The 23,651-nt window shown below is 46.8% G+C and carries 20 protein-coding genes; 12 read left to right on the top strand and 8 right to left on the bottom strand.

Annotated features, from left to right (window positions below; translation table 11 throughout):
- Window positions 1–209 precede the first annotated feature (209 nt).
- From sufB to panB, 3 genes are all read right to left on the bottom strand, one after another.
- Entirely contained in the window at window positions 210–1,655 is a 1,446-nt protein-coding gene (gene sufB / locus G499_RS0103850; RefSeq protein WP_026998851.1) for a Fe-S cluster assembly protein SufB, read from the bottom strand.
- A gap of 447 nt (window positions 1,656–2,102) precedes the next feature.
- Window positions 2,103–2,513, bottom strand: a complete 411-nt coding sequence (locus G499_RS0103845) for an OsmC family protein (protein ID WP_026998850.1) — start codon at window positions 2,511–2,513, stop codon at window positions 2,103–2,105.
- A 352-nt stretch (window positions 2,514–2,865) separates the two neighbouring features.
- Window positions 2,866–3,684 (bottom strand): 3-methyl-2-oxobutanoate hydroxymethyltransferase, encoded by an 819-nt coding sequence (gene panB, locus G499_RS0103840; protein ID WP_026998849.1) that lies wholly within the window; start codon window positions 3,682–3,684, stop codon window positions 2,866–2,868.
- Between the two features lie 596 nt (window positions 3,685–4,280).
- Here panB and G499_RS18630 point away from each other — a divergent pair.
- Complete coding sequence (locus G499_RS18630; RefSeq protein ID WP_051295887.1) at window positions 4,281–5,714, top strand: MATE family efflux transporter; 1,434 nt, start codon at window positions 4,281–4,283, stop codon at window positions 5,712–5,714.
- A 439-nt stretch (window positions 5,715–6,153) separates the two neighbouring features.
- Here G499_RS18630 and G499_RS18625 read toward each other — a convergent pair whose 3' ends face one another.
- Complete coding sequence (locus G499_RS18625) at window positions 6,154–7,611, bottom strand: TolC family protein (protein ID WP_051295886.1); 1,458 nt, start codon at window positions 7,609–7,611, stop codon at window positions 6,154–6,156.
- A 400-nt stretch (window positions 7,612–8,011) separates the two neighbouring features.
- On the opposite strand from G499_RS18625, the gene G499_RS0103815 reads away from it, so the two are divergent.
- Window positions 8,012–8,878, top strand: coding sequence for an OmpA family protein (locus G499_RS0103815; RefSeq protein ID WP_026998846.1), 867 nt, complete (start codon window positions 8,012–8,014; stop codon window positions 8,876–8,878).
- Between the two features lie 228 nt (window positions 8,879–9,106).
- Here G499_RS0103815 and erm read toward each other — a convergent pair whose 3' ends face one another.
- From erm to G499_RS18620, 3 genes are all read right to left on the bottom strand, one after another.
- Window positions 9,107–9,907 (bottom strand): 23S ribosomal RNA methyltransferase Erm, encoded by an 801-nt coding sequence (gene erm, locus G499_RS0103810; RefSeq protein ID WP_026998845.1) that lies wholly within the window; start codon window positions 9,905–9,907, stop codon window positions 9,107–9,109.
- 448 nt (window positions 9,908–10,355) lie between these two features.
- Window positions 10,356–10,769 carry a response regulator gene (locus G499_RS0103805; protein ID WP_245576643.1) on the bottom strand — a complete coding sequence of 138 codons (414 nt, stop codon included), beginning with the start codon at window positions 10,767–10,769 and terminating at the stop codon, window positions 10,356–10,358.
- A 160-nt stretch (window positions 10,770–10,929) separates the two neighbouring features.
- Window positions 10,930–11,580, bottom strand: a complete 651-nt coding sequence (locus tag G499_RS18620; RefSeq protein ID WP_051295885.1) for a hypothetical protein — start codon at window positions 11,578–11,580, stop codon at window positions 10,930–10,932.
- A gap of 344 nt (window positions 11,581–11,924) precedes the next feature.
- On the opposite strand from G499_RS18620, the gene G499_RS0103795 reads away from it, so the two are divergent.
- The 6 genes from G499_RS0103795 to G499_RS0103770 all read left to right on the top strand — a co-directional run bounded on the left by G499_RS0103795 (window position 11,925) and on the right by G499_RS0103770 (window position 18,506).
- Window positions 11,925–12,419 carry a SixA phosphatase family protein gene (locus G499_RS0103795; protein ID WP_026998843.1) on the top strand — a complete coding sequence of 165 codons (495 nt, stop codon included), beginning with the start codon at window positions 11,925–11,927 and terminating at the stop codon, window positions 12,417–12,419.
- Window positions 12,420–12,528: 109 nt separating this feature from the next.
- Window positions 12,529–12,882, top strand: coding sequence for a cell division FtsX domain-containing protein (locus G499_RS0103790; protein WP_051295884.1), 354 nt, complete (start codon window positions 12,529–12,531; stop codon window positions 12,880–12,882).
- A gap of 155 nt (window positions 12,883–13,037) precedes the next feature.
- The gene (locus G499_RS18615; RefSeq protein ID WP_035726552.1) at window positions 13,038–13,403 is read left to right on the top strand and encodes a hypothetical protein; all 366 of its coding nucleotides are present in this window, start codon (window positions 13,038–13,040) and stop codon (window positions 13,401–13,403) included.
- Between the two features lie 151 nt (window positions 13,404–13,554).
- A complete protein-coding gene (locus G499_RS0103780) occupies window positions 13,555–16,599 on the top strand; it encodes a glycosyl hydrolase (protein ID WP_026998841.1) in 3,045 nt (1,014 codons plus the stop codon).
- Window positions 16,596–17,417: a 4-(cytidine 5'-diphospho)-2-C-methyl-D-erythritol kinase gene (ispE, locus tag G499_RS0103775; protein ID WP_026998840.1), complete on the top strand. Its 822-nt coding sequence runs from the start codon at window positions 16,596–16,598 to the stop codon at window positions 17,415–17,417. Before G499_RS0103780 ends, ispE begins: the two co-directional genes overlap by 4 nt.
- Before the next feature lie 111 nt (window positions 17,418–17,528).
- Window positions 17,529–18,506, top strand: a complete 978-nt coding sequence (locus G499_RS0103770; protein WP_026998839.1) for an MBL fold metallo-hydrolase — start codon at window positions 17,529–17,531, stop codon at window positions 18,504–18,506.
- 136 nt (window positions 18,507–18,642) lie between these two features.
- On the opposite strand, the gene G499_RS0103765 is transcribed toward G499_RS0103770, so the two are convergent.
- Window positions 18,643–19,377 (bottom strand): prohibitin family protein, encoded by a 735-nt coding sequence (locus G499_RS0103765; protein ID WP_051295965.1) that lies wholly within the window; start codon window positions 19,375–19,377, stop codon window positions 18,643–18,645.
- Window positions 19,378–19,637: 260 nt separating this feature from the next.
- Here G499_RS0103765 and rsmA point away from each other — a divergent pair, with 260 nt between their 5' ends.
- The 4 genes from rsmA to G499_RS0103745 all read left to right on the top strand — a co-directional run bounded on the left by rsmA (window position 19,638) and on the right by G499_RS0103745 (window position 23,289).
- Window positions 19,638–20,429, top strand: coding sequence for a 16S rRNA (adenine(1518)-N(6)/adenine(1519)-N(6))-dimethyltransferase RsmA (rsmA, locus tag G499_RS0103760; protein ID WP_026998837.1), 792 nt, complete (start codon window positions 19,638–19,640; stop codon window positions 20,427–20,429).
- A gap of 12 nt (window positions 20,430–20,441) precedes the next feature.
- Window positions 20,442–20,897: a peroxiredoxin gene (locus G499_RS0103755; protein ID WP_026998836.1), complete on the top strand. Its 456-nt coding sequence runs from the start codon at window positions 20,442–20,444 to the stop codon at window positions 20,895–20,897.
- A 229-nt stretch (window positions 20,898–21,126) separates the two neighbouring features.
- Window positions 21,127–21,744, top strand: coding sequence for a PNPOx family protein (locus G499_RS0103750; RefSeq protein ID WP_026998835.1), 618 nt, complete (start codon window positions 21,127–21,129; stop codon window positions 21,742–21,744).
- A 180-nt stretch (window positions 21,745–21,924) separates the two neighbouring features.
- Window positions 21,925–23,289, top strand: coding sequence for an FAD-dependent oxidoreductase (locus G499_RS0103745; RefSeq protein ID WP_026998834.1), 1,365 nt, complete (start codon window positions 21,925–21,927; stop codon window positions 23,287–23,289).
- Window positions 23,290–23,651: the final 362 nt, after the last annotated feature.

Here is a 23,651-nt window from a genome sequence, read left to right as displayed (position 1 = left end):
TCTGATGAATTGATAACGACAGTAAAGGGTTTGTTGCCAACCCAGTTGATGCGCCAAACCCTTTGGTAATTAAGGCTTTGCAAAAATAATAAAAAAGCCCGAGAGCCGCACACTTTCCTCACTACGGGCTGGTTACACCAAAAAAGCTTGGCACTACGAAATGCCAAGCTCAAGTAACTAAAGCGGGAACAATGAACGGTGCCTAGAGCTTATCCGACACTGCCTTCGAGGCTGATGGCCAGTAGTTTTTGCGCTTCTACGGCAAACTCCATCGGCAACTGGTTCAGTACTTCCTTGGCATAACCATTGACGATAAGCGCCACAGCGGTTTCGGGGTCAATACCGCGCTGGGTACAATAAAACAGTTGATCTTCTCCAATTTTGGAGGTAGTAGCTTCGTGTTCTACTACGGCGCTGGAGTTGTCTATATCGATATAGGGGAAGGTGTGTGCGCCACACAAATCACCCATCAAAAGCGAATCACACTGAGAAAAATTGCGTGCACCTTCTGCTCTCTTAAACACCTTTACTTGGCCTCGGTAGGAGTTTTGGCTGTGGCCTGCCGAGATACCCTTGGAGACGATACGGCTCTTGGTGTTTTTGCCGATGTGAATCATCTTTGTTCCGGTATCAGCCTGCTGGTAATTGTTGGTAACCGCCACCGAATAAAACTCCCCAATAGAGTAATCACCTTTGAGGATACAGCTGGGGTATTTCCAAGTAACGGCGGAACCGGTTTCTACTTGTGTCCAAGAGATTTTGGAGTGTGCTCCTTCGCAGATACCGCGTTTGGTTACGAAGTTATAAATCCCTCCTTTGCCTTCTTTGTCGCCGGGATACCAGTTTTGTACAGTAGAGTATTTGATTTCGGCATTGTCGAGGGCGATCAGCTCTACTACAGCTGCGTGTAGCTGATTTTCATCACGCATGGGTGCTGTACATCCTTCGAGATAACTCACATAGCTGCTTTCGTCAGCCACGATGAGGGTACGCTCAAACTGACCTGTTCCGGCGGTGTTGATACGGAAATAAGTCGAAAGCTCCATTGGGCAGCGTACTCCTTTGGGGATGTAGCAGAAAGACCCATCACTGAATACTGCTGAGTTGAGGGCAGCAAAATAGTTATCATTTACCGGTACTACCTTTCCGAGGTACTTGCGTATCAATTCGGGGTGTTCTTGGATGGCTTCGCTCATAGAGCAGAAGATGATACCCATCTCAGCCAACTTTGACTTGAAAGTAGTGGTAATAGACACACTGTCAATCACGGCATCTACAGCAACACCTGTCAGGCGTTTTTGCTCATCAAGCGAGATTCCCAACTTTTCAAAAGTAGCCAACAACTCTGGGTCTACTTCGTTGAGGTCATTGAGTTGCTTTTTCTGCTTGGGCGCAGCATAATAGCTAATGCCTTGGTAGTCTACTGGTGGATACTGTACATTTTGCCAGTTTGGTTCTGTCATTGACAGCCAAGTCTGGTATGCATCTAGCCGCCACTGGAGCATCCATTCGGGTTCGTTTTTTTTTGCAGAAATAAAACGGATTGTATCTTCATTGAGCCCTTTTGGGGCTACATCTGTCTCTATATTGGTTTCAAAGCCATATTTATAGTCCGAACTGATGTGCTTCTCTAAAACGTCGGTTTCCTTTGACATATAGTGAGGGGGGTTAATTCCTTAGGACTTTATTTAGAATGGTTTTAAGCCATCGCAAAAATATAACAAATTTCTGGCTTTGAAGGTTTTCAGAGGGAGCTTTTTTCGCAAAAAAGAGATTTTGTACTAGTCTCGACTTCTTTTTGTACCAAAAAGTATTCGTTCATTGGTCAAAAATGTTTGTGTATCCTTAAATCTGGTAGGGGACTATTCAATAAACAACTTACCCACTCCCCAAGAGTTTGTCTAAATTTTCAGCGCGGCGCTCAAAACAGCTGTTTTTTGTGCTGATATTAGGCAAAAAGCGCAGGCGCTTGTTTAGCCCACGATTTTAATGGTGGGAGGGCTACGGCGAGCATCTTTAACGAAGTAGCAGTCAAAAAGCAATGTTTTGGTGTTGATGAACAGAATTTTAGACAAGCTCTAAAGCCAAGACATAATACTTGACTATTCGAAGACGATGGTCAACTCTTGGCGCAAGTCAGGGTGTAGGCTCAGGGCTACCGGGCAAGTTTGGGCAGCATTACGAAGCTTGGCTTGCTGGACTTGGCTAAGTTGATGACCTTGTGGGAAGGTAATGCGTATTTCGATGGCTTCAATACGGCGGGGCTGGGAGGCCATTTTCTTGGTTGTTTCCCAAGTAACCCCCTCTAGGGAAATTCCCTCACGCTCAGCCACAATTCCCACGATGGTCATCATACAGCTGCCCAGGGCAGCAGCGACTAAGTCGGTAGGCGAAAAAGCCTCTCCCCGACCGTTGTTGTCAGTAGGGGCATCTGTCAGCAAGGTATTGCCCGATTGTAAGTGGGTGGCTTGCGTGCGCAGCTGCCCTAGATAAGTACTTTTGATGGTTGGCATATTTGTTCAGAATGCATATTAGTGGGTGTCATAAAACACGCCAGAGATTAATTTCTTTTACACGCCTCTGGACATTTTTCAAATCCCACAGTTAAAATTGTGGGCTAGACCTCATTTTACCCCAAAATGAGACCTCAAACTTGTCTCGGAGCTGGCGCTCCGAGCTCCTTTTCCAAAAATGTCCAGTGGTGTGTTTCTTTATATTCAAGTTTAAAATCCTTGAGCATCAGATGTTGTGAATATTGGTATAAACACACTGGCGATGGCGTTATCCAATAGTTTAGTTGATTGTAAAAAAGGCGTTAGCCTATTTATTTGGCCAATAAAGCGGCAGCCTGAAGGTTATGTTACATCAATACTGTTCTTTCTCATTGGGAAAATCACGGTCTCGTACATCTTGCACATATTGTGATACAGCCCCTTTGATGATGTCATGAAGGTCTGCATAACGACGTAAGAAGCGAGGGTGAAAATCTTTGTTGATACCGAGCATATCTTGTAATACGAGTACTTGTCCGTCAGTATGCCCTCCTGCGCCTATACCGATAGTAGGAATATGGAGTTGTTGGCTGACTTCTTGCGCTAGGGCAGAAGGGATTTTTTCGAGTACCAGCCCAAAGCACCCAATCTCTTGCAAAAGCAGGGCATCGTCTTTTAGTTTTTGGGCTTCGGCTTCTTCTTTGGCCCTGACGGTGTAGGTGCCAAACTTATAGATGGACTGAGGGGTGAGGCCTAAGTGCCCCATCACGGGGATTCCTGCGGAGAGAATGCGGCTGACGGACTCTTGAATTTCGGCTCCGCCTTCGAGTTTGACCGCGTGTGCTCCCGATTCTTTCATAATACGAATGGCCGATCGCAGCGCCTCTGAGGAGTTGCCTTGGTAAGAGCCAAAAGGTAAATCCACTACCACTAAGGCGCGCTTGACAGCGCGAATAACCGAAGAGGCATGGTAAATCATCTGATCGAGCGTAATGGGCAGGGTGGTTTCGTGTCCTGCCATCACATTGGAGGCCGAATCGCCTACCAAGATTACATCAATGCCGCCGCCATCAACAAGTTTAGCCAGAGAAAAATCATAGGCGGTAAGCATCGCGATTTTCTCGCCACGATGCTTCATTTCTTGAAGTGTGTGGGTGGTTACACGTTTTACTTCTGCTCCGTAAGTAGACATAAGTGGGTAGTATTTTGAAGTGGATATACAATTGGTCTGTCAATAAAATCAGGGGATAACAACAGTTAGGCTGTAGCCTACCCATAATCAGCAAACTAGCAGCTTCTGACTTGTGAGGGGGTATCGGTGTTGGGTTACTTCGAGGCAAGAGCCGAAAACACACCTAGTGAGGTCGGCTTCCAAAACCAACATTAGCGTCCCTCAACATCAACATTACCCTCGGCTCCAACCTAGCCCAGCCATTTTTAGCTTTTGTCTGATGGTCACCCAATCACAATTGGTTTGGGAAATTATGCGCTAAAAAATACTTGAGCGCCAAGAAAGTCAAGATTGAGTGAGTCTTCAAATCAAGCACCCCTTGGTATATTTTCGCGTTGGCTTAGGGCTTGCAGAGAAAGTGAAAATCTATCTTGAGCTTGCCTTGGAATGTGTCGTTGTGGAAATCCTCACAAAATTATTGCGTGGGTTTATTGGAGTGAAGTTACGCATAATTCACGAAAAGGAAACAAACTAGCCAAGAAAGCCGCTATAAAATCCGTAATTTTGCCGGCTGATTCTCTTGGGAGGTCAGCTATCAACACAAAAAGTGCTTTTTTATGACAGGGTTAGGAGTGGCCGCAGGCCGTGCGTGGTGGCAACGCTATCAAGATACTTTTCGCAAAATGCTCATTTTGAGCTATCCTATTGTGATTTCACAGCTAGGTATTATCATCATTGCCGTTACAGACAATGCCATGGTAGGTCAATTGGGGGAAGAATACCTAGCTGCCGCCGGCATTGCCAACTCGGTATATATGCTTATCACGATTTTGGGGATAGGCCTGACCAATGTCATTGCCCCTCTTACTGCCGCTGCGCAGAGCAAAAAAAGCGGTGGAGATTTACATGACCTACTCACCAATACGCTCTGGATTTCGTTGTTGATGGGGGTAGCGATCGCTGTGATATTGGCTGTCTTGGCTTGGAATTTTACGTGGTTCCAACAAACCGCCGAAGTTAGCCGCTTGGCTGTGCCCTACTTGATGGCCTTGGGCATATCGGCAGTACCTATGTGTGTGTTTTTGGGAGGCAAGAGCTTTAGCGAAGGTTTGTCGATAGCCAAACCGGCTACTTATATTGTGTATGTATCGGTGGTGTTGAATGTGGTATTCAACTGGTTATTGATTTTCGGCAACCTAGGTTTTCCTGCTTTGGGGCTTGTAGGGGCGGGCATCGCCACCATCATTTCGCGTTTGGCTACAGCAGTACTGATGTGGGCATTTATAGCACGTTCTTCTCGTATTCGGCAGTATCTGCCCCAAATCCAATGGCAGCAAGCCGGCGGCTACTGGTTTAAGCGTATTTGGTTCTTGGGTCTGCCTACAGGGATGCAGTATTTTTTTGAGGCCGGTGCATTTTCAGGTGCAGCCATTATGATTGGCTGGCTAGGTACGTTGCCGTTAGCTGCCCATCAAGTTGCTATCAACTTGGCTTCGGCTACCTATATGATTATCATTGGGGTGTCGGCAGCGGGCGCTATCCAAGTTGGGCAGGCTGCCGGCTACCAAGACTGGCATCAGGCACGCCGTGCCGGCATCAGTGCCTTGTTGTTGGGAGGCGGATTTATGGCGCTCTGTGGAATAGGCTTTCTGCTGGGCAATCAGCATCTGGCCTTGTTATATGGCGTTGAAAACGAGCAGGTATTAAGGTTGGTGTCCCAGTTACTTATTTTAGCGGCCTTGTTCCAACTTTCTGACGGTATTCAGGCTGTAGGGCTAGGTATTTTACGCGGCATCTCAGACGTAACCATCCCGACCCTCATTACGCTCTTTGCCTATTGGGGAATTGGCCTGCCCTTGGGCTATGCCTTGGCTTTCTGGATAGACTGGGGCGCGGTGGGTATGTGGATTGGGCTTTCGGTGGCGCTCACCCTCTCAGCCATCTTACTAAACACACGCTTTTTTTGGCTGCTTGGCAAGCGCCGAAAACAACAGCCACATCACGACACGCTGCCAAACCAAGAGGTGAAGCCAAATTTCGAGAATGTTTAATGCCTTTACAGGATATTTTGTTGTTTTCCAAAAAACTAAAACCCTGATTACAAATTAGTTACAAACCAATCTGAGTAATATTACTCAGACACATAGGTAATTACTCTATTTCAGGATTGTGAGGGTTGGGATATCTTTGTACTACAACATGAGCGTTGTATACTGTTTGTTCTACCCAATCCTCATCAAACAGCTATATCTATCAACCACAACCCACATTCCTCTCGCAAGGGAATCAATACCGTTAGAAAGCCGCTTTCTACTTCGAGAGCGGTTTTTTTTATTGGCCATACTTTGTGTGTTGCGCTACAGATGGCTCCCAAATGAGCAGGTAGCAGACTTCCCCAAGATGCAAAAAACCAACTCTGACGGCTGAAGACAGAGTTGGTATGGGTATTGGTTCAAACGTAGCGGTTGATACCTTTACAGGCCGTGTAGGCTAGTCTAAGGTAATGGGTTTGTTTTGGTAGTAGTCCAGTACTTTTTGGCGGAAAATATGGTTGTATTTAGCACGAACAAGGTCCGCTTCGGCACGGTCACGGTTGATTTTGGCAATGTTAAAATCAACCGCACTCGCCGCCCCAGCGTTGAATCGGCGCTCTGTGGTTTCAAAGGCTAACTGTAATGCTTCGAGCTGTTGGCGTTGGGCATTGTACGAAATCGTGGCAGCGCGTGCATCATTATAAGACTGCTCTATATTTTGGCGAAGCTGTACCCGTACATTTTGCGCTTCGAGTCGGTTACGCTCTACTTGGAGCTTGCTATTTTGTATGCCTGTCGAGATTTGACGGCGGTTGAAAATCGGGATGCGTAAGTTGAAAGAAAACCCTTGGCCAAAGTTATCCCCGTATTGTTGTAAGAAGGGATAATCGCGGGGGACCCGGTCTACCACAGGTACAGTAGTAGAAACAGTCTGGCCTGTCCCATCAACCACCCCAATGATTTGTGTTTGACTGCTGATGGATTGGTCGAAGAGTGTTCGTGCGCTAGAATATCCCGAGGAGAGGTTCGCACTAAAGGACAAGGTAGGGTAGCGGCGGCCTTGGGCTGCTTCTACCGAAGCCTCACTGCTTCGAATACTCATTTCGGTACGCTTGATGCCCGCCCAAGTTTGCTCCGCACTGACATAAATTTCTGCGGGTGCTTGCGGATAAATCTCTGCGCGGCCTATATCTGGTAGGGTAGTAATGGCTAGATCAAAGTCATCGGCAGCCGGAAGGTTCATCACCTGCATCAGGTTGAGCTTTGAGAGCAGCACTTGGTTTTCGGCATTGACAATGTTGAGCTCATCATTGGCAAGCTGGGCTTGCAAGTCCACCACTTGGTTGATGGCCACAGAGCCTGCATTGAAGAGCTTCTGGGTGCGGTCAAGCTGTTCTTGAGTGGCTTCACGTTGTTTGATAGCCACATTGAGCAACTCTTGGTTGAGCAGTACATTTAGGTATGCTGTAGCTACATTGAGGGCTACATCATACTTGACTTGCTCTACATTGAGCTGGCTAGCAGTGAGGCTGTAGTTATTTTGTTGGATATTGTGGCGGATTTGCCCTCCAGCAAAGATAGTCCACGAAAGCACCAAAGAACTATTGTTGAAATTAAAAGATTGCGAGACGAATTGGTTGGAGAATGGGTCAACCGTACGGCCAAAGCTCCAACCTTGACTGATGTTGGCATCCAGTGCAGGCCCTCGTTCCCACTGCGACTGTGTGTAGGTGTTTTGGCTATTGCGTACTTCTAGAAGGCTTTGGCGGATGCTGAGGTTATTTTCATAAGCATAGTCCACACACTGGTCTAGAGTCCAAGGGCCGCCTTGTGCATATGCCCTGCTGCCCATAAAGCTAGCAAACAGCACCATTGCAAACAAAACGCATTTAGGAATTTCAATAAAATTATTCATACTAAAAAACGGGTTTGATAGGGAATGTATAGTTTATATTCTAAAATCAGTTAGGAAACAGCGCGAGTTGATGGTTTTGGGCAAAATATCAAGCGTCAGAGCTTGGGACAACAACCTTGGACAAAAGGCGCATAAATGTACAAAAATCCACACAAGTGCACATAGAGTACACATTTAAAAAAAGCTTAAATACGCTTGCCAACAAATAAAAGCCTATCAAAGTAGCATTGAAGCCGACAAAAAAACCTACTGCCAAGCTAGAGACAAGTTCCCCAACCCAAAGGTTGCAAGACACTAGCAGGATTAGGTAATTTTTCTGGGAAAAGCTTTTTGTTACATTCACTTGTAGGATACCAAAAAAGCGTATTTTTGTGGCATTCACCCTAATTATCGAAGCCCCATGAAAAAAATAACTTTGCTCCTCCTTTGTATGATTTTGGGCAGCTCTTGTGTTGCTAAGAAGAAGTTTCTGGAAGCAGATACTCGCGCCAAGACCTTGGCCGCCCAGCTAGAACAAACTCAAGTAGAGTGTAATAATGTTAGACTCGAACTACAAGGGGCGCAGCAGACGGTTCGCAACCAAGAAGGACAAATCGCCAACCTCAGCAACCAAGTAGATTTCCTCAAAAACACCAACACCAACTTATTAGAGCGCCTTTCGGACCTTTCGGTGGTGAGCAAGGCCGGCGCTGAGAGCATCCAGCGAAGCCTAGAAACTCTCAACCAACAAAGCCAATATATCAAAGACCTCAACCAATCGATGCAGCGTAAGGACTCGCTCAACTTGGCGTTGGTAATGAGTATCAAACGCTCACTCGACAATATCAACGACGAAGACATCGTGGTAGAAGTAAAAAAAGGCGTGGTCTATATTTCTATTTCTGACAAGCTGCTCTTCCGCTCGGGTAGCGCAGAGCTGAGCGCGGCCTCAGAGAATGTCTTGTCTAAGATTGCGCGAGTGGTCAATGACCATAAAGATTTTGACATCTTGGTAGAAGGCCATACAGACAATGTGCCTATTTCGCGCCAGTGTTTTGAAGACAATTGGGATTTGAGCGCCAAGCGTGCCATTGCGGTTGTGCGCCATCTCCAAACCAAACACCGCGTAGCTCCCCAACGAATGACTGCTGGTGGGCGTTCAGAATATCTGCCCAAGGCCTCTAACGCTACTGCTGATGGCCGCAGCAAAAACCGTCGCACAGAAATCATTATCTTGCCCAAGCTAGATGAGTTTTTCCAACTTCTTGAAAATCAGCCGAAAAACTAGATTTCGCTTATTTATCACACTGCTTTATTGGGGTAGGCTATCTCCTATTGGGTAGAAAACCGCCACCGGCTCAAATCCGGCAACCCCACTAAGAGTACACAACATAATAGCGTGTGGCACTGCTTAACATTTAAGAGGCCACACGCTATTTCGTCTTTTGTTATGTTATGCGGCAGCTTAAAAGCCGAGACCAAACCGAAAAATCATCTTGACAAACGGACTTTTGAATTATGACGGATGAAATCTTTCGGGGACAACTTTCAGCATTTCCAAAAAACAGTTTTTCCATTGACTTGGCGATAAACAGACAATTTGAGCATTAAGGTTTATACCGAACTTTTCCGAAATTGTCCTGACCTGACTTTTTCTGAAAATCGACTTTAAAGCAGTTCTGACAGATAAATCAGGCTTCTGTAAAAGACAGGAAATAAACGCTAAGTACTTGGCTTTAAGTTTAAAATCAATAGCCGACTGTTTTCTTTTAACGTTTAACAGAGCTGACTTGACAGTTGGCGGTGGCAAAAAACTTTTAGGACTTATCTCATAAAGAAGTTTTAAATCAAAGAAAGTATGATACAAAACGGTAAATGGATTATAGAGCTTATCCGAAAACAACTTTTGAGCAGGTTCTAACTGAAGGACAATGGACCCTCTAAGAAAATTTTCAAGACTCTCAAACATCAGAATTTTGAAAATATCGGAAGTAATAGCATAAGGAATATTTGATACCACTTTGAAAGGAAATTTCGGAACTGCAAAATTCCTAAAATCACAACCGACAACTTGAACATTTTGGCCATCAGAAAATAACTTTCGTAAATGTTCAACCAAAGCTGTGTCGTTTTCAATAGCTACAACATTGTTGGCAATTTTTAATAAATGGACAGTAATAAAACCCTTGCCTGCCCCAATATCTAAAACCGTATCTTGACTATTTATGTTTGCTTGTTTTATCGCATCTTCTATGAGCACTTTATCAATAGTAAAGTGCTGACCCGTGAAACGAACGGGCAATTTCTTTTTTGTCATTAATTACTTCTTACAGGTGAATACTTGAATTCAAATCGTGGAGAAGTGAATAGACAGTATTACCCGACAGAGCAACTATGACAAAGTAATGCCATCAAAAAAATGACAGCAAACACAATGCATAGACTGATTGTCTTGACCTAAAAGATTGATTGGAATTTATTCAGGACTGCCTATCACTTAGATAGAAGTCCATAGTCTGCAAAGACAAAACATAGAGATATTCTTTTAAATTATACGACTGCAAATTTAGTAACTTTGCTTGATAAATAAACGAGAAAGAAGAGAAAATGAAAGCCGACCGCATAACAGCACCTACACGCAAGCAGGGGTTTTGTGCTTCGTAGGACAGGAAAGTGCTAAATTGAAAGTTCAGTGCTTCGTAGGAAGTTCAGTGGTTAGAATCCCTGCCTGCGTATAGCTGAGAAACGCTTGTTGGAGGAGCTGATTAGCTATTACTCAACAAGGCATTTACTTCTTCAAGCGCCTTTTCGGTCAATGGCTTGGTGATGAACTTGATCACGTAGTCATTATCAATGATACGGGCAATATCTCTTTTGTTGTTGGAGCTAGACAAGATGACAATCTTGCATTTGTCTTTGACTGTTTGGGGGAAAGAGTCAAACTCAAACAAAAACACGAATCCATCGACAATAGGCATGTTGATGTCCAAAAAAATCACATCAGGCAAGTTGTCTGGGTTGTTTTGCTCTTGTTCGAGATATTCGAGGGCGCTCTTGCCGGAGTTTTTCACTTCTACGCGCGGGGCAAAGTTGGTGATTTCGATGATGCGCTTACTGATAAAGTTATCGGTATCGTTATCATCCACAAGCATCACTAATTCGATTTTACCGTCTTTCATGTCAATGGCAATTTTGTAACTGGGGGTGTATGGAAAGGTAAGTATGTTGCGTGTTATAGAGATGATAAAACATTACAACACAAAAATACAAATTTTATAATGAGAAACAAGGTTTAGTAAGCACGCTTGTTGCTTTTGGCTAAAGTTAATCTAAAGCTTTTTAAAAACCAAAACCTACCCGCACAACTATAGGGCTGGCATAGATAGAAGTAGCGGGGTCATAGTTGAGATTGTACAAGCCCATCAGCATCACAAAGCCGCGATTGCCAAGGGGTTGGGCAACTCCCCCGCCCACAAAGGGGCTAAATAGTGTTTGGTTGGTTGTTTTGTTGAACACTGGGTCATAAAACACTGCGTTGAGCACTTCTTGTTCTGCGTAGAGGAAGATTTGCTCCGAAATAAAATATTGTTGGTATGCCCTTCCTCCATAGAGGTTAAACTGCTCTTCTACATCAAGCCCGCCAATACTGTATCTGAATCTGTAATAAGAGTATGTAGCTCCGACACCCAGAATCAGTTTGTCCATAACTCGATACCCGACAGAGGGCGCTAGGTGAATCATGGTTTGGCTGCCAAACTGTAGCCCGACGTTACCACCCAACACAATACGGTCGCGCCAAGAGCTAGGCTCAGGGTCTTGGTTTAGGCGGCTAGGTTGGGGCTTGGTTTCTTCGGGGCTTGTATTTTTTTTCTCTTCTTCGGTTTTCTTTTTGTACTGTGCTTGCAAAGGTTGGCCAAGCCCAAGCAAAAAAAGGCTAAAGAAGGCCAAAACAAAATATTTGTACAAACAATACGGGGTTAGTTTTTGCATAAATCAATAATTTTGAGGCTCAGGGTTGATGCTTGCAAGATACCGGCTTATTCAAGAATGTCAAAATCTGGTTACTTGTTTGGGTAATGTTTTCATATTTACCCATCAAGCACACATATCTCATACTTTTAAGCAAATATAGCGCCTAATTTTCGGGGGTTACGCCCTTGTTGTGCAAGCGTTATAACCTAGCTGTTTTACGATTAGCAGCCAAAGTTGTTTTCCAAAAATGCAGTACATATTACAAAACCCTCATTTCTTATCCTGTTTGGGCAGCGTGGATATCGTTTGGCTAATTACCCCAAAATATGTATCTTCGACCTACAAGATGAAGCACGAACCCTATGAACCATAAAAACTTACTCTTGATGCGCCACGCCGAGGCTGCCACCGACCGCTATACCCATGATACGGAGCGCCTGCTGACCCAGCGCGGCCAACAACAGGCCTTGGCTGCCGGTAAAACCCTAGTACAACAACAACTAATCCCAGAGGTAATATATGCCAGTGCGGCGCAACGTACCCGCCAAACGGCCTTGGCTGTAGCCCAAACATTAGGCATTCCAGAAACACAAATACGCTTTTTGCCAGAGTTATATGCGGCCTCCTTGGCTACTTTGCTACAAACCATCCAAGGCTTCAGCGACACCCAACAACAAATTTTATTGATAGCCCACAACCCCGGTATTGGCTATTTGGCCTCTTATCTAAGTGGCCAACAAGGCTGGGCTTTTCCGCCTGCGGGGCTTATGTGTTTGGGCTTTGACCTCCAAGAATGGCAATACCTTGGAGAGGGTACTGCGTTGCGTGTGCAGTGGCTGGATAGTGAGCCAAGCTAAGTAGCAACCCGACTTCTACTCAAAAAGTCAGGGCCTAATGATGATACTTTAGAATTTTGTGTAACTTTAACACGTCTTATTTCGCTAACCTCATCTCCTTTGTGTCTATATGCTTTTTATCGTCATTGCCTTGTTGGTGTTTATCACCCAATTTTTATTACACCACTGGTGGTTGGTCATCATCGATGCTTTCATAGCCGCCGTCTTGCTAGGGCGCAAAAGCTGGGGCTCTTTCCTCTCCGGTTTTTTTGCCGTAGGGCTAGTTTGGTTTGGAATGGCTTGGTTTCTCAATTATCGCAATGAGGGACTATTGGCCGGCAAAATCATCCAACTCTTCCCGCTCTCATTACAATCTCCCTACTGGCTGTTGTTCTTTACTGCCCTGATAGGCGGGCTGGTCGGAGGGGTGTCTGCTTGGAGCGGATACAGCCTCAAGGCGCTATGGGTTAGAGATAAATCTTAAAAATACTTTGAAATACAAGCCTTAGCGGCTATTTTTGTAACAGTATTGCCAACATTGTATTGCTACAATCTGTTGGATATATCATACAGTCATTAACTGCCACATCATCCATCTTGAGGTTTGTCAACGGCAAACCACCCAAAACCATATTGAGTATGAAAAAAACGTATGCCCGTAATTTAGCCCTGCTTGTCCTCACATTTTTCTTGTTGGGAGGAACTCAGTCTTGCATATTCTTCGCAGATCAGAACCACTCCAAAATGGACAAAATGAAAAACCCCAACAAAAACAACAGCTATGTATATGGAGAAGTTGATGGCCCAGCTCGTCAACTCAAAAATACATATGATGACACCCCCGAAGGCCAAAAACGTGCTGATGCGATTCGTCAAAAGCTTTATGGCGATAAAAAAGCGGAAGCCCTAAGCGATGGCAATGTTGCTGCTGATACCGCCAAAGCCGACAAAACCGCCGAAGCAAAAGAACAACCCAAAGACGAAAAGAAAGCAGACAACAACTAATATCGGTTGTCGTGGCTCACCATATCTCCAAGGCTTCACAATTTGTGAGGCCTTTATTTTTGTACACACTGCCACAGGTTGTGTAACAGTTGCAAATTCCGTATTTTCACCGCCTACTAGCCCATCATATTTTTCCTGAACCTCTTCCCGTATGCGGTATCTCGGTCGTTTTATTCTTTTCCTAGTTTTCAGCCTGTTTAGTTTGGCGGCTCTGGGGCTGCTGACTTTTCAGTACCTCAGCCAAAATGCTGACCGCAACACGCCATCACAGCGCTATACGCCGCTCCAATGGCCTCAAGACACGACCACCTTGGCCGCCAAGCGAGCCCCTTCGCTAGCCTTGGCTAAGGATACTTTTGAGCTTTCAGTATTCAAAAACCCTAGCCGACAGTACTACCCCTGGCTGCACTGGTGGTGGCCAAATAGCACTCCTACCGAGCAAGCACTCACCCATGCCCTCCAACAGATGGCAAGTCAGCATTTTGGCGGATTTACCATACAGGCCATACAACTGTCCGATAAAGAGAAATTTGATAGAGCACAATTTTACAACAAAATAGTTTGGCTAGCTCAAGAAGCCCAAAAACACGAGCTGTCGATGGACTTGACCTTTGCTGGTGGATTTGGCACCGGCGGTGTCATGGTCGCTCCCGAAGACGGTCTACAAAGCTTGGCTTTTGGCGAAATGCAAGTACGTGGCGGGCGCATTGTTTCCCGACGTATCCCCCCACCTCAAAAAACTTGGGCGCAGCACCTGCTCAATGCCCAAGAATGGGTCGAAGCACGCCCTATTGCTGACTACAACGCAAAAGAGGCCCAACTAGTAGCCGTATTGGCGTTTGAAGAAGAGGCTAATCGCCGCCGTTGGAACCCCCTCGCCGCAGGGCAACACCTACAGCTGGCCTCAAAAACGGTCAAAATACTGACTGACAAGGTCGACGCCCAAGGACGTTTGTACTGGGCTGCCGACCCGGGTATGTGGCGTGTCATTGTGGTATACCAAATGCCTGCTTCTGAGAACATCGCTCACAGCCCCACAGCCCTACAAGGTTGGGCGCTCCAAGTTTTGGATTCAGCCATCGTATCCCGTCATTGGCAACAACAACGACAAGCGCTACAGCCGCTGACTAGGCGCAAAGGCGCGCTTCGCGCCATCCGACAAGAAGGGCTGCGATGGCAAACTCCTTATCTTTGGCATCCGCAGCTGCTCGAAATCTTTGAGCGCCAAAACGGCTATAGCCTGTTGCCTTATTTGCCTTTGCTTGCCCAAACACAAGTATTGCCACAAGATTGGCAAAAACAGGGCGCAGCCAAGCAATATGCCTACCGACTGGGAAGTACGGACGAGCGCATTCGCTATGATTATGAACGGCTGCGCTCTGAGCTTTGGATGGGGCAATTTTTAAACACCAGCCTCCACCAAGCACACCAACAAGGCTGGCTTTTGCGTAGCCATATCTATCCCCAATCGATAGACTTGCTCCAAGCCTCTGGCCTGAGCGATTTGCCCGAAATGAGCACCGAAATGGGGCAAAACCCTATGGCGGCCAAGCTTGTCAGCTCAGGAGCGCACCTACACCGCAAACCTTTGGTAGCCGCCACTGTGGGCGACTTCCCAGCACAGCCCTATGCCCCACCACCACAAAAGCTGAAAATAGCCATCGACCGGCTGCTGCTCTCGGGTGCAAACCAACTTTCTTTCAAGGGATTTTATACCACCGGAAAGGGTATACACGAAAGTTCATCTGAAGCCATTACTGGTACCGACTTCTCAGCCAGATACCCCTACTACCAATGGATGCCGGCTATAAACCAATATGTAGCCCGATGCCAGTATGTGCTCCAACAAGGAGCGCCCGAAACCGATGTGTTGATTTATCATCCGTTTTTGGACTTCCCACTTGACTTTGACCATCACAGCCCTTACACCGAAATGTGGCACCAAGGCCGCTGGACTGCCTACGAAAACACAGATACACCTGCCAATGCTTGGCTGCCCGAGTGGCTACGCAAGCAATATCGCCCCTCGGCCTCTGCCCAACAAGCTTGGTATGAGCAGGTCTGGCAACTGATACAGACACTTGAAAATCAGGGGTATACCTGGAGTTGGGTCAATGATGAGCGCCTGCAAGACGCATCAGTAGCCGACAGCAACCTGATAATCAACGGCCTGCGATACAAGGCACTGATTCTGTCGGGAGTAGATGCCATACCTTATACTACTGCCGACAAGCTGGCCAAACTAAACAACCAAGGGCTGGCTATTTTGAGCTATGGCGCTTGGCCTAGCCGCCATACAGGCTTTCACCAACACCAAAGCCGCGACAAAACCGTTGGGCAGGCAATGGGCTATATCGCAAATCATACCCGTAGCAAGCGCATTAGCCAAGCAAACCAGCTATTGCCCGCCCTACAAGACTCTACGCTCCGGGTTTATCCTGCCTTGGCCTATCTAGCTCCTTATCCTGAGCTTCGGCATACAACCCGCCGCCTAGGCGCACAAGAGCGGTTGGTCTTTTTACAAAATAGTAGTAGCGACAGCCGAGAGTTTATCCTACGCTTTGAGCGCAATTACCAAAATTACTACTTGCTTAACCCAATGAACGGCCTTTGTGCAGCGCTTTTGCCCGATAGTAGCGCCCAACTACGCCTACGTCTCGCGCCCTACGAGTCGGTGGTGTTTTATGTGGGCAAACCTCCTGTGCCGCTATCAGTAGTCGAACACGCCCCTTGGGAGGCTGCTTTCCCACAAAAGCCTGATACAACGCACCTCCTCACCCAATGGACGCTTAGCGTGCAGTCTCCCAAATTTACTCAAGGATTTTTGACCTTGGTGATGCGCCCACTGACAGACTGGCGCGAGCAGCCCCAGCTCGGCACACTCTCCGAAGTAGGGGTTTATCTCAACAAGCTTGTATTGGCACAAAAACAAGAAGATCTCCGCTACTATCTTGACCTTGGTCAAGTAGGCTTTGGTGCAGAGGTGCAGGTCAATGCGCAAAAAATGCCTCTTTTGTGGGCTTTGCCTTATCGGCTCGACATTACGGAGGCCTTACAAAAGGGCAATAACAGAATCATTGTCAAGGTGCGCCCTAGCGGCGCTAGTCAAATGCCCGCCGGACTGATAGGGCCGGTTAAATTATTGCTTGTGCGAACCCACACAAGCCCCAACAAGCCATTACAAAAGCCATTATGATTGACTTTCCCAACATCAAAATCAATATCGGCCTAGACATCATCCAGCGGCGCGCCGATGGTTATCACGATATTGCCTCTTGTTTTTATCCTGTGGCTTGGTCGGATGTACTCGAAATTGTGCCTTTAGAACTTCAGGAAGAGACTCGCTTCGAGCAAAGCGGCCTAGCCATCCCACCCGATGGGCAGCAAAATCTCTGTCTGCGCGCCTATCAGCTAGTGAAGCAGCATTTCTTCCTCCCACCTGTAGCGTTTCATCTCCACAAAAAAATTCCTGTTGGAGCCGGGCTGGGTGGCGGTTCGGCAGATGCCGCTTTTGCACTCAAAATGCTCAACACAATGCTAGAGCTAGAACTATCAGCGGCAGATTTGATTGATTTTGCCCGCAAGCTTGGCAGCGACTGTGCTTTTTTCATTCCCAATAGCCCCCAATATTGTACCCAAAAGGGGGATGTCTTCGAGCCCATTGCCCTGCCACAGCTCCAAGGCAAACATATCCTCTTGGTATATCCCAACTTACACATCAGCACAGCCCAGGCATACGCCGGAGTACAGCCTCAAGCTCCTACCATCAACCTACAAGAAGCTCTCAAAGCCCCCTTGGCGGCGTGGAAAGATATCGTCAAAAATGATTTTGAGCCAGGGCTATTTGAACGTTATCCGTTACTGAGCCAACTCAAAACCCAACTCTATGATGTAGGCGCTGTATATGCCTCTATGAGTGGCTCAGGGTCTACAATCTATGGCATTTTTGAAGGACAGCCTCCATCGCTCGATTTTCCCGAAAACTATCATACTTGGCAAGGACTGCTGGGCTAATATTGGGCTATCAGAAAACGAAAACAAGCTAAAAGTGGTTTTAGGTAAATAAAGTATGCACGCCGAGCAATTGCCGGTTGCGCCATTTTTTACACGACGACTACCTACACTATGTCCACAGAATTGATTCGTATTCCCTTGCCTTCGCGTTTTGCTTATGACAAGGTCAATGTCTATCTGGCGTTGGGCGATACGCCTACCCTGATTGACTGCGGGGAATATTTCCCAAAAAGTATTGAAACCCTCCAGGCCGCATTGGCAGATTATGGGCTAAAAATTCAAGATCTAGCGCAAATCATCTTGACCCACGCCCACGTAGATCATATGGGGGCTGCTGGTTGGCTGGCGAGCCAAAGCGGCGCAGTAGTGAGAATGTCAGAAGGCGTATGGCCTTGGGTGGCAGATTTTGAGGCCTGCCTCAGCCAACGAATAACGGTCTTACAGGAGGCCTATCGCCAAGCAGGAATGCCCGAAACAATGCAGCAGATGTTTGTTGAGGGTTTGAAGGCCTTCCGCTCGGTCTGGTCACAGATACCGCCGGAACAAGTAGCTCTTTTTGACCTAGCCGGCGGCCAAACCCTTCAATTTGCCCAAAGCACTTGGGAGGTACTGTATACCCCCGGGCATTCAGTAGTGCAGAATAGCTTTTATGATGCACAGGGCCAACGCCTCATCTCTGCGGATGCGGTATTGCCCCAAACACCGGTCGCTGTTGTGGAGCAGCGCCTCGACAAGCCCACACTTCGGAGCTATAGCCTACCCCAGATGCTCGATACTTTTGAGCAGCTCGCCCGCCTGCCTGTCAAGCAAATCCTCCCCGGGCACGGAACCATTGATACCCCCTTGGCCGAACTACTCAAGCAACAAGGTATGCGTATCGAACACCGCACAGAAGAAACGCTTGCTTGGGTTCGTAGAGGACACCATCGTGTATTTGATATAGCCCAACAACTATACGCCAAAGCGGCTTTACCTCATTTTTTCCTAGGTTTTACGATGACTCTCGGCTACTTAGACTTGCTCGAAGTACGGGGACTGGTTGTTTGTGAACAAGATGCGCAAGGATGGAGGTATGTCAGCAAATCCTAAATCTGGCTTGCTGTGTTCCCGAAAAAGTATCTCCAGCTTCGGGCAAAACCCACTCAACCAAAGAGGGGGAGACAAAGCCGGAGATACTATCTTATCATTTTGATTTATGTCTTGCATATCATAGCGCTGCGTGACCCTACCGCTCAGGGTTAATCAAGAATGGCGACTTGCTGTCTATAAAAATCGTTTTGGTATTGTTAGACTTGCTCAGCTCGCGTAGCGCTTCGATAGACATATACTGAATAATCAGCGGTGTCAGTCCTTCATTGATAATTCGTTGTGCATCACGCACACCGGCAGCTTCGATTTTTCGGCGCTCGGCTTCGAGCTTCTCACGAGTAAGGATAAACTCCATTCGTTGCGACTCTTGTTCGGCTTGAAGCTTTTCTTCTATCGCCCTCGATAGCCCTGCGGGTAGTTGCACACGTTTCATCAAGACAGACTCAATAATAAAGCCCCTTTCAGACAATACACGACTCATATGTTCTTGTACTTCGATTTCGATAACAGCACGCTGGGCTGTGTGCATATCCTTAGCAAAAAAACGTGAACTTACATCGGCTACCGCAGAGCGAAACACAGGCAGGATGACAGTACGCTCATAGTTGAGGCCAGAATTGGTTACAATTTTGACGGCCTGCGTAGGGTCGATATGATATAGGATAGATACCTCGGCGCGGATAGTCAAACCTTCTTTAGAGGGTAAATCCAACTCAACTTCTAGATTGACAGTACGGTTGGGAAGGCGCAAAACAGTTGTTGTAAAAGGATTGATAAGCGTAACACCGGGTGAGATTATGCGGCCAGTCAAGCGGCCTAGTTTGCGTTTCACGCCGACTTGGTCTTGACGAACAACCGCACAGGAGGTCATAAAAATCAACCCTGTGCAAACAATAACCCACCTGAGTAACGGCAATGTACATTTACTTTGTGTGTGCATATAGGTATGGGGTTTTGAAGTGGAAAATTGATGATAAACTTGTAGCTTCTAGTTGGTATATGTTTATACTTACTTTCTGATTAAATAGTTTTACTTCCAAGCTTACTTGCTACACTTTTGGCGATAAAACCTCAAAAAAGCCCTCAAAAAGCTTGCTGCTTGTTACCTTTGTGGCTAAAATCTTTAGTACAATGGTCAAACCCAAGAAACATTTAGGGCAACACTTCCTCAAAGACTTATCTATTGCGCAGCGTATTGCCGAAGCGCTACAACAACACCGAGGCTATGGCCAATTGCTCGAAATAGGCCCCGGCACGGGTGTATTGACACAGTTTTTGGTCAAGGATGAGCGTTTTGCGTTGAAGTTGATAGAAATAGACGTAGAGTCGGTAGTGTATTTACAACAGCATTACCCGGCAGCTGCTGCCGGCTTAGAGGTACAAGATTTTTTGGCCTTAGATTTGGCCGAAGGCTTTGCCCCCCAATTGGGGATTATTGGGAACTTCCCTTATAATATTTCTTCTCAGATATTTTTCAAAGTCTTAGAGCACCGCCATCAAGTGTTAGAGGTAGTGGGGATGTTGCAGAAAGAAGTAGCACAACGGCTGGCTGCCAAACCGGGCAACAAGATTTATGGTATTTTGAGTGTGCTTTTGCAGGCTTATTATGAGGTTGAGTACTTGTTTGAAGTACCTCCCGGGGTGTTTATTCCTCCCCCCAAGGTCGATTCGGCTGTTATTGCACTAAGGCGCAATGACGTTGAGCGTTTGGCCTGCAATGAGAAACTGTTTTTCCAGTTGGTAAAACAGGGCTTCAACCAACGCCGCAAGACCCTTCGCAATGCCCTCAAAGCGATGGGAGTGCCGTATTGGCTTCAAGAAGATCCCTTATTAGCCAAACGCGCCGAGCAGCTCAATGTGGCAGATTTTGTGTATCTTGCCCAAGCTTGGGAAAAACCCCAAACAACTATTACTAACCCATAATCTACCCATCTTATGGCACTCAAAGTAGGTACACAAGCTCCAGATTTCAGCCTGCCCTCCACCTCGGGCAAAGACTTCAAGCTTTCTGAAGATATGGCGGGCAAACCCTGCATCATTTACTTTTACCCTAAGGACTTCACGCCCGGCTGTACGGCAGAAGCTTGCGATTTTCGAGATAATATCGGCTTTTTCAAGGGCTTTGATATTGACATCATTGGGGTGAGTCGTGATGACATCCCCACACACCTCAAGTTTAAGGAAGAGTATCAGCTGCCTTTTGAACTGCTTGCCGACACCAGCGGAAAAATCTCGGAGCAATACAAGGCTTTGATTCCACTACTGCGCCTCAACAAACGTATTACCTATTTGCTGGATGCTTCACACAAGGTAGCGGCAGTGTATGAGCAGATGTTTGGTGCCAAACAACACATCAAAGCAATGATAGAGGAAATCAAAAAAACACAATGATTTTTTGCGCGCAAAATAGACAAAATCAGTAGACAAGCTGTTATTATAATCGCTCATAACAGTACTAGTTTATGGCTTTCGGTATCGCCCCCAAAGAGTTACTTACTCTGACGGAGGGCGAGCCAAAGGTTATACCACGCTGGATTTTTGGCAGCATCACACAGCGTCGTCCCCATCCTAGTACCATCATCTGATTGCTCCTTGAGCCTGACACCTAACCTCGTTAGTTATGCCGATTGATATAGAACACCTTTCCCTTGAAGCACTCGAAACCGATATTTGGCAGCGGTTGGTCAATGGGAGTTTGCGCCCCAAAGATTACTGGCATACAGGAGTGTTGGGAACTTTTGACGGGCAGGCCATCCGCCAGCGGACGGTGGTGCTGCGGCAAGCGCTACCTAGTGAGCGAGAGGTGATTTTTCATACTGACTACCGCTCCGAAAAATACCAACAACTCTGCCAATACCCTGCGCTGAGTTGGCTTTTTTATCATCCACGTACACAGATACAGCTCCGCTTAGAAGGGCAGGCCAGTCTACACCACAACGACACATTGGCGGCAAACCATTGGCAAAAGTTGTCTCCATATGGGCGCAAGCTCTATAACAGCAACTTTGCACCGGGCAGCCCTACTGACAGCCCTCAAGACGGCCTACCAACACTATTGCAGGGGCATCTGCCCGAGCTACCAGCAGACTGGGTCTCCCAAGGCCAAACAAACTTTGCGGTGGTGCGTATGCATGTTGTCCGGATGGAGTGGCTTTGTTTGCATCCTCAAGGACATCGCCGCGCCCACTGGAACTACAGTATGCCATCAGCCCCCTTGGCGCAATGGCTGATTCCGTAACCCTGATACGCGCATTTTTACGTAACTTTGCAGTTCTTGGCTTGAGTCAAAAGCTGAGCAATATCAGGAATTATGCCGATATAAGGCCTTAACTTTATACTGCGATGGGCCATACCCGCCCCAATACATTCATTCCCATTAGAAAAACAGCCCCTGAGCCAGAGCGGCTCATCATACCCTATGAATGCATCTGACAATCCTGCCCATATCCTCCTTGTAGGAGCCGGACTTACCGGAGCCTTGCTTTCTATTTTTCTGGCCAAGCGTGGCTTTCGTGTATCGGTATATGAGAAACGTCCTGACCCTTGCCTCTACCCAACCGAAGAGGGGCGTTCTATCAATTTGGCGCTTTCTCATCGGGGCATTCGAGCGCTCAAACAAGTAGGGCTAGACGAGTACATACTCCAACATGCCCTGCCAATGCGCGGGCGTTTGTTGCATAGCCAAGGCCAAGACGACCGCTACGTACCCTATGGCAAAGACGACAGTTACTATATCAACTCTATCTCCCGCAGCCGGCTCAACAGCCTCTTGATAGAGGAGGCGCGCCGCTACCCGCTGATTACGTTTTACTTTGAACATGTATGTGAAGGAGTCGATTTTGAAAAAAATACGGTCTTCTTGCGTCACAAACCCACCGAAGCCCAAGTCATCGCCAAGGCTGATGTCATTATGGGAGTAGATGGTGCTGGCTCGGCAGTACGTAAGCAGATGCAAGCACAGCATAATTTTGAGCAGTCGGTCGATTTCCTAGAACACGGCTACAAGGAGCTGACTATCCCCCCGACAGCCTCCGGCGACTTTGCCATCCGCCCAGACGCACTGCATATCTGGCCGCGCAAATCGTTTATGCTTATTGCCTTGCCCAATGTAGACAAGAGTTTCACCTGTACCTTGTTTTTAGCCAACGAGGGGCCTGTTAGTTTCAATAGTTTGCAAAGTACAGAGGCTGTAGAAGATTTTTTTGACACCCATTTTGCCGATGTCAAAACACTGATGCCTCAGCTCAGCTCGGAGTTTCTCAAAAATCCTGTAGGGCTTTTGGGTACATTGCGTTGCAACCCTTGGTATCGGCCTTACAACGCGTTGTTGTTGGGAGATGCTGCTCACGCCATTGTTCCTTTTTATGGTCAAGGGATGAACGCTTCTTTTGAAGACTGCCTCGTGCTTGACCAATGTATAGAGACTTATGGCAGGGCTTGGGCCAAGGTATTTGAGCGCTTCCAGCAATTGCGCAAGCCTAATACAGATGCTATTGCAGCCTTGGCAATAGAGAATTTTTATGAAATGCGTGATGGCGTAACCGAAGAAGCCTTCTTGAGGATGAAACAGCTCGAACACCAACTCGAAAATACCTATCCCGACTATCGCTCCAAATACAGTATGGTTACCTTCTCGCCCGAAATGTCCTATGCTGAAGCGCAGCGGTTAGGGAACTTACAAAACGAGTGGTTGCTAGCTTTTTGCCGTCAACAAACCAACTTAAGTACTGTAAATTTGGAGGAGGTATACCGCGCCCTCAAAACTGCCGTGCCTGTAGCCTGATTGTCTGAGATTGTTTAAAAAAAGCTAGCCCTCATTAATCGACCCTGTAGGGGTTTGATGTTGATAGCCCAATAATATACAAGACATACATCCCCTATGGAATCGCACGCTCAACGCCCTAATGTGCTATAAACATTGTACCCTTTGGGAGGTGGAATACATACCTCACTGCTTTGCCCTCTTGGGAGATAGGTGCATTATTTATTGAATGTCCCTAACTCTCCTCAATTTTGATTAGGGATATTTTGGCTGCTACTTCGTTAAAAATACTCGCCGTAGCCCTCCCACGATTTTAATCGTGGGCTAAACATAAGGCCTGCGCTTTTTGCCTAGTATCCGCACAAAAATCAACTGTTTTGAAC

Source organism: Eisenibacter elegans DSM 3317 (assembly GCF_000430505.1).
In the GTDB taxonomy this organism is placed as follows: Bacteria; Bacteroidota; Bacteroidia; order Cytophagales; family Microscillaceae; genus Eisenibacter; species Eisenibacter elegans.
The sequence above is the reverse complement of the archived record's forward strand: the minus strand, read 5'-3'. Positions and strand labels throughout refer to the sequence as shown.

Coding starts and splice junctions, on each gene's coding strand:
- sufB (WP_026998851.1), bottom strand. CDS start 1,655: ATGTCAAAGGAAACCGACGTTTTAGAGAAGCACATCAGTTCGGACTAT.
- G499_RS0103845 (WP_026998850.1), bottom strand. CDS start 2,513: ATGCCAACCATCAAAAGTACTTATCTAGGGCAGCTGCGCACGCAAGCC.
- panB (WP_026998849.1), bottom strand. CDS start 3,684: ATGTCTACTTACGGAGCAGAAGTAAAACGTGTAACCACCCACACACTT.
- G499_RS18630 (WP_051295887.1), top strand. CDS start 4,281: ATGACAGGGTTAGGAGTGGCCGCAGGCCGTGCGTGGTGGCAACGCTAT.
- G499_RS18625 (WP_051295886.1), bottom strand. CDS start 7,611: ATGAATAATTTTATTGAAATTCCTAAATGCGTTTTGTTTGCAATGGTG.
- G499_RS0103815 (WP_026998846.1), top strand. CDS start 8,012: ATGAAAAAAATAACTTTGCTCCTCCTTTGTATGATTTTGGGCAGCTCT.
- erm (WP_026998845.1), bottom strand. CDS start 9,907: ATGACAAAAAAGAAATTGCCCGTTCGTTTCACGGGTCAGCACTTTACT.
- G499_RS0103805 (WP_245576643.1), bottom strand. CDS start 10,769: ATGAAAGACGGTAAAATCGAATTAGTGATGCTTGTGGATGATAACGAT.
- G499_RS18620 (WP_051295885.1), bottom strand. CDS start 11,580: ATGCAAAAACTAACCCCGTATTGTTTGTACAAATATTTTGTTTTGGCC.
- G499_RS0103795 (WP_026998843.1), top strand. CDS start 11,925: ATGAACCATAAAAACTTACTCTTGATGCGCCACGCCGAGGCTGCCACC.
- G499_RS0103790 (WP_051295884.1), top strand. CDS start 12,529: ATGCTTTTTATCGTCATTGCCTTGTTGGTGTTTATCACCCAATTTTTA.
- G499_RS18615 (WP_035726552.1), top strand. CDS start 13,038: ATGAAAAAAACGTATGCCCGTAATTTAGCCCTGCTTGTCCTCACATTT.
- G499_RS0103780 (WP_026998841.1), top strand. CDS start 13,555: ATGCGGTATCTCGGTCGTTTTATTCTTTTCCTAGTTTTCAGCCTGTTT.
- ispE (WP_026998840.1), top strand. CDS start 16,596: ATGATTGACTTTCCCAACATCAAAATCAATATCGGCCTAGACATCATC.
- G499_RS0103770 (WP_026998839.1), top strand. CDS start 17,529: ATGTCCACAGAATTGATTCGTATTCCCTTGCCTTCGCGTTTTGCTTAT.
- G499_RS0103765 (WP_051295965.1), bottom strand. CDS start 19,377: ATGACCTCCTGTGCGGTTGTTCGTCAAGACCAAGTCGGCGTGAAACGC.
- rsmA (WP_026998837.1), top strand. CDS start 19,638: ATGGTCAAACCCAAGAAACATTTAGGGCAACACTTCCTCAAAGACTTA.
- G499_RS0103755 (WP_026998836.1), top strand. CDS start 20,442: ATGGCACTCAAAGTAGGTACACAAGCTCCAGATTTCAGCCTGCCCTCC.
- G499_RS0103750 (WP_026998835.1), top strand. CDS start 21,127: ATGCCGATTGATATAGAACACCTTTCCCTTGAAGCACTCGAAACCGAT.
- G499_RS0103745 (WP_026998834.1), top strand. CDS start 21,925: ATGAATGCATCTGACAATCCTGCCCATATCCTCCTTGTAGGAGCCGGA.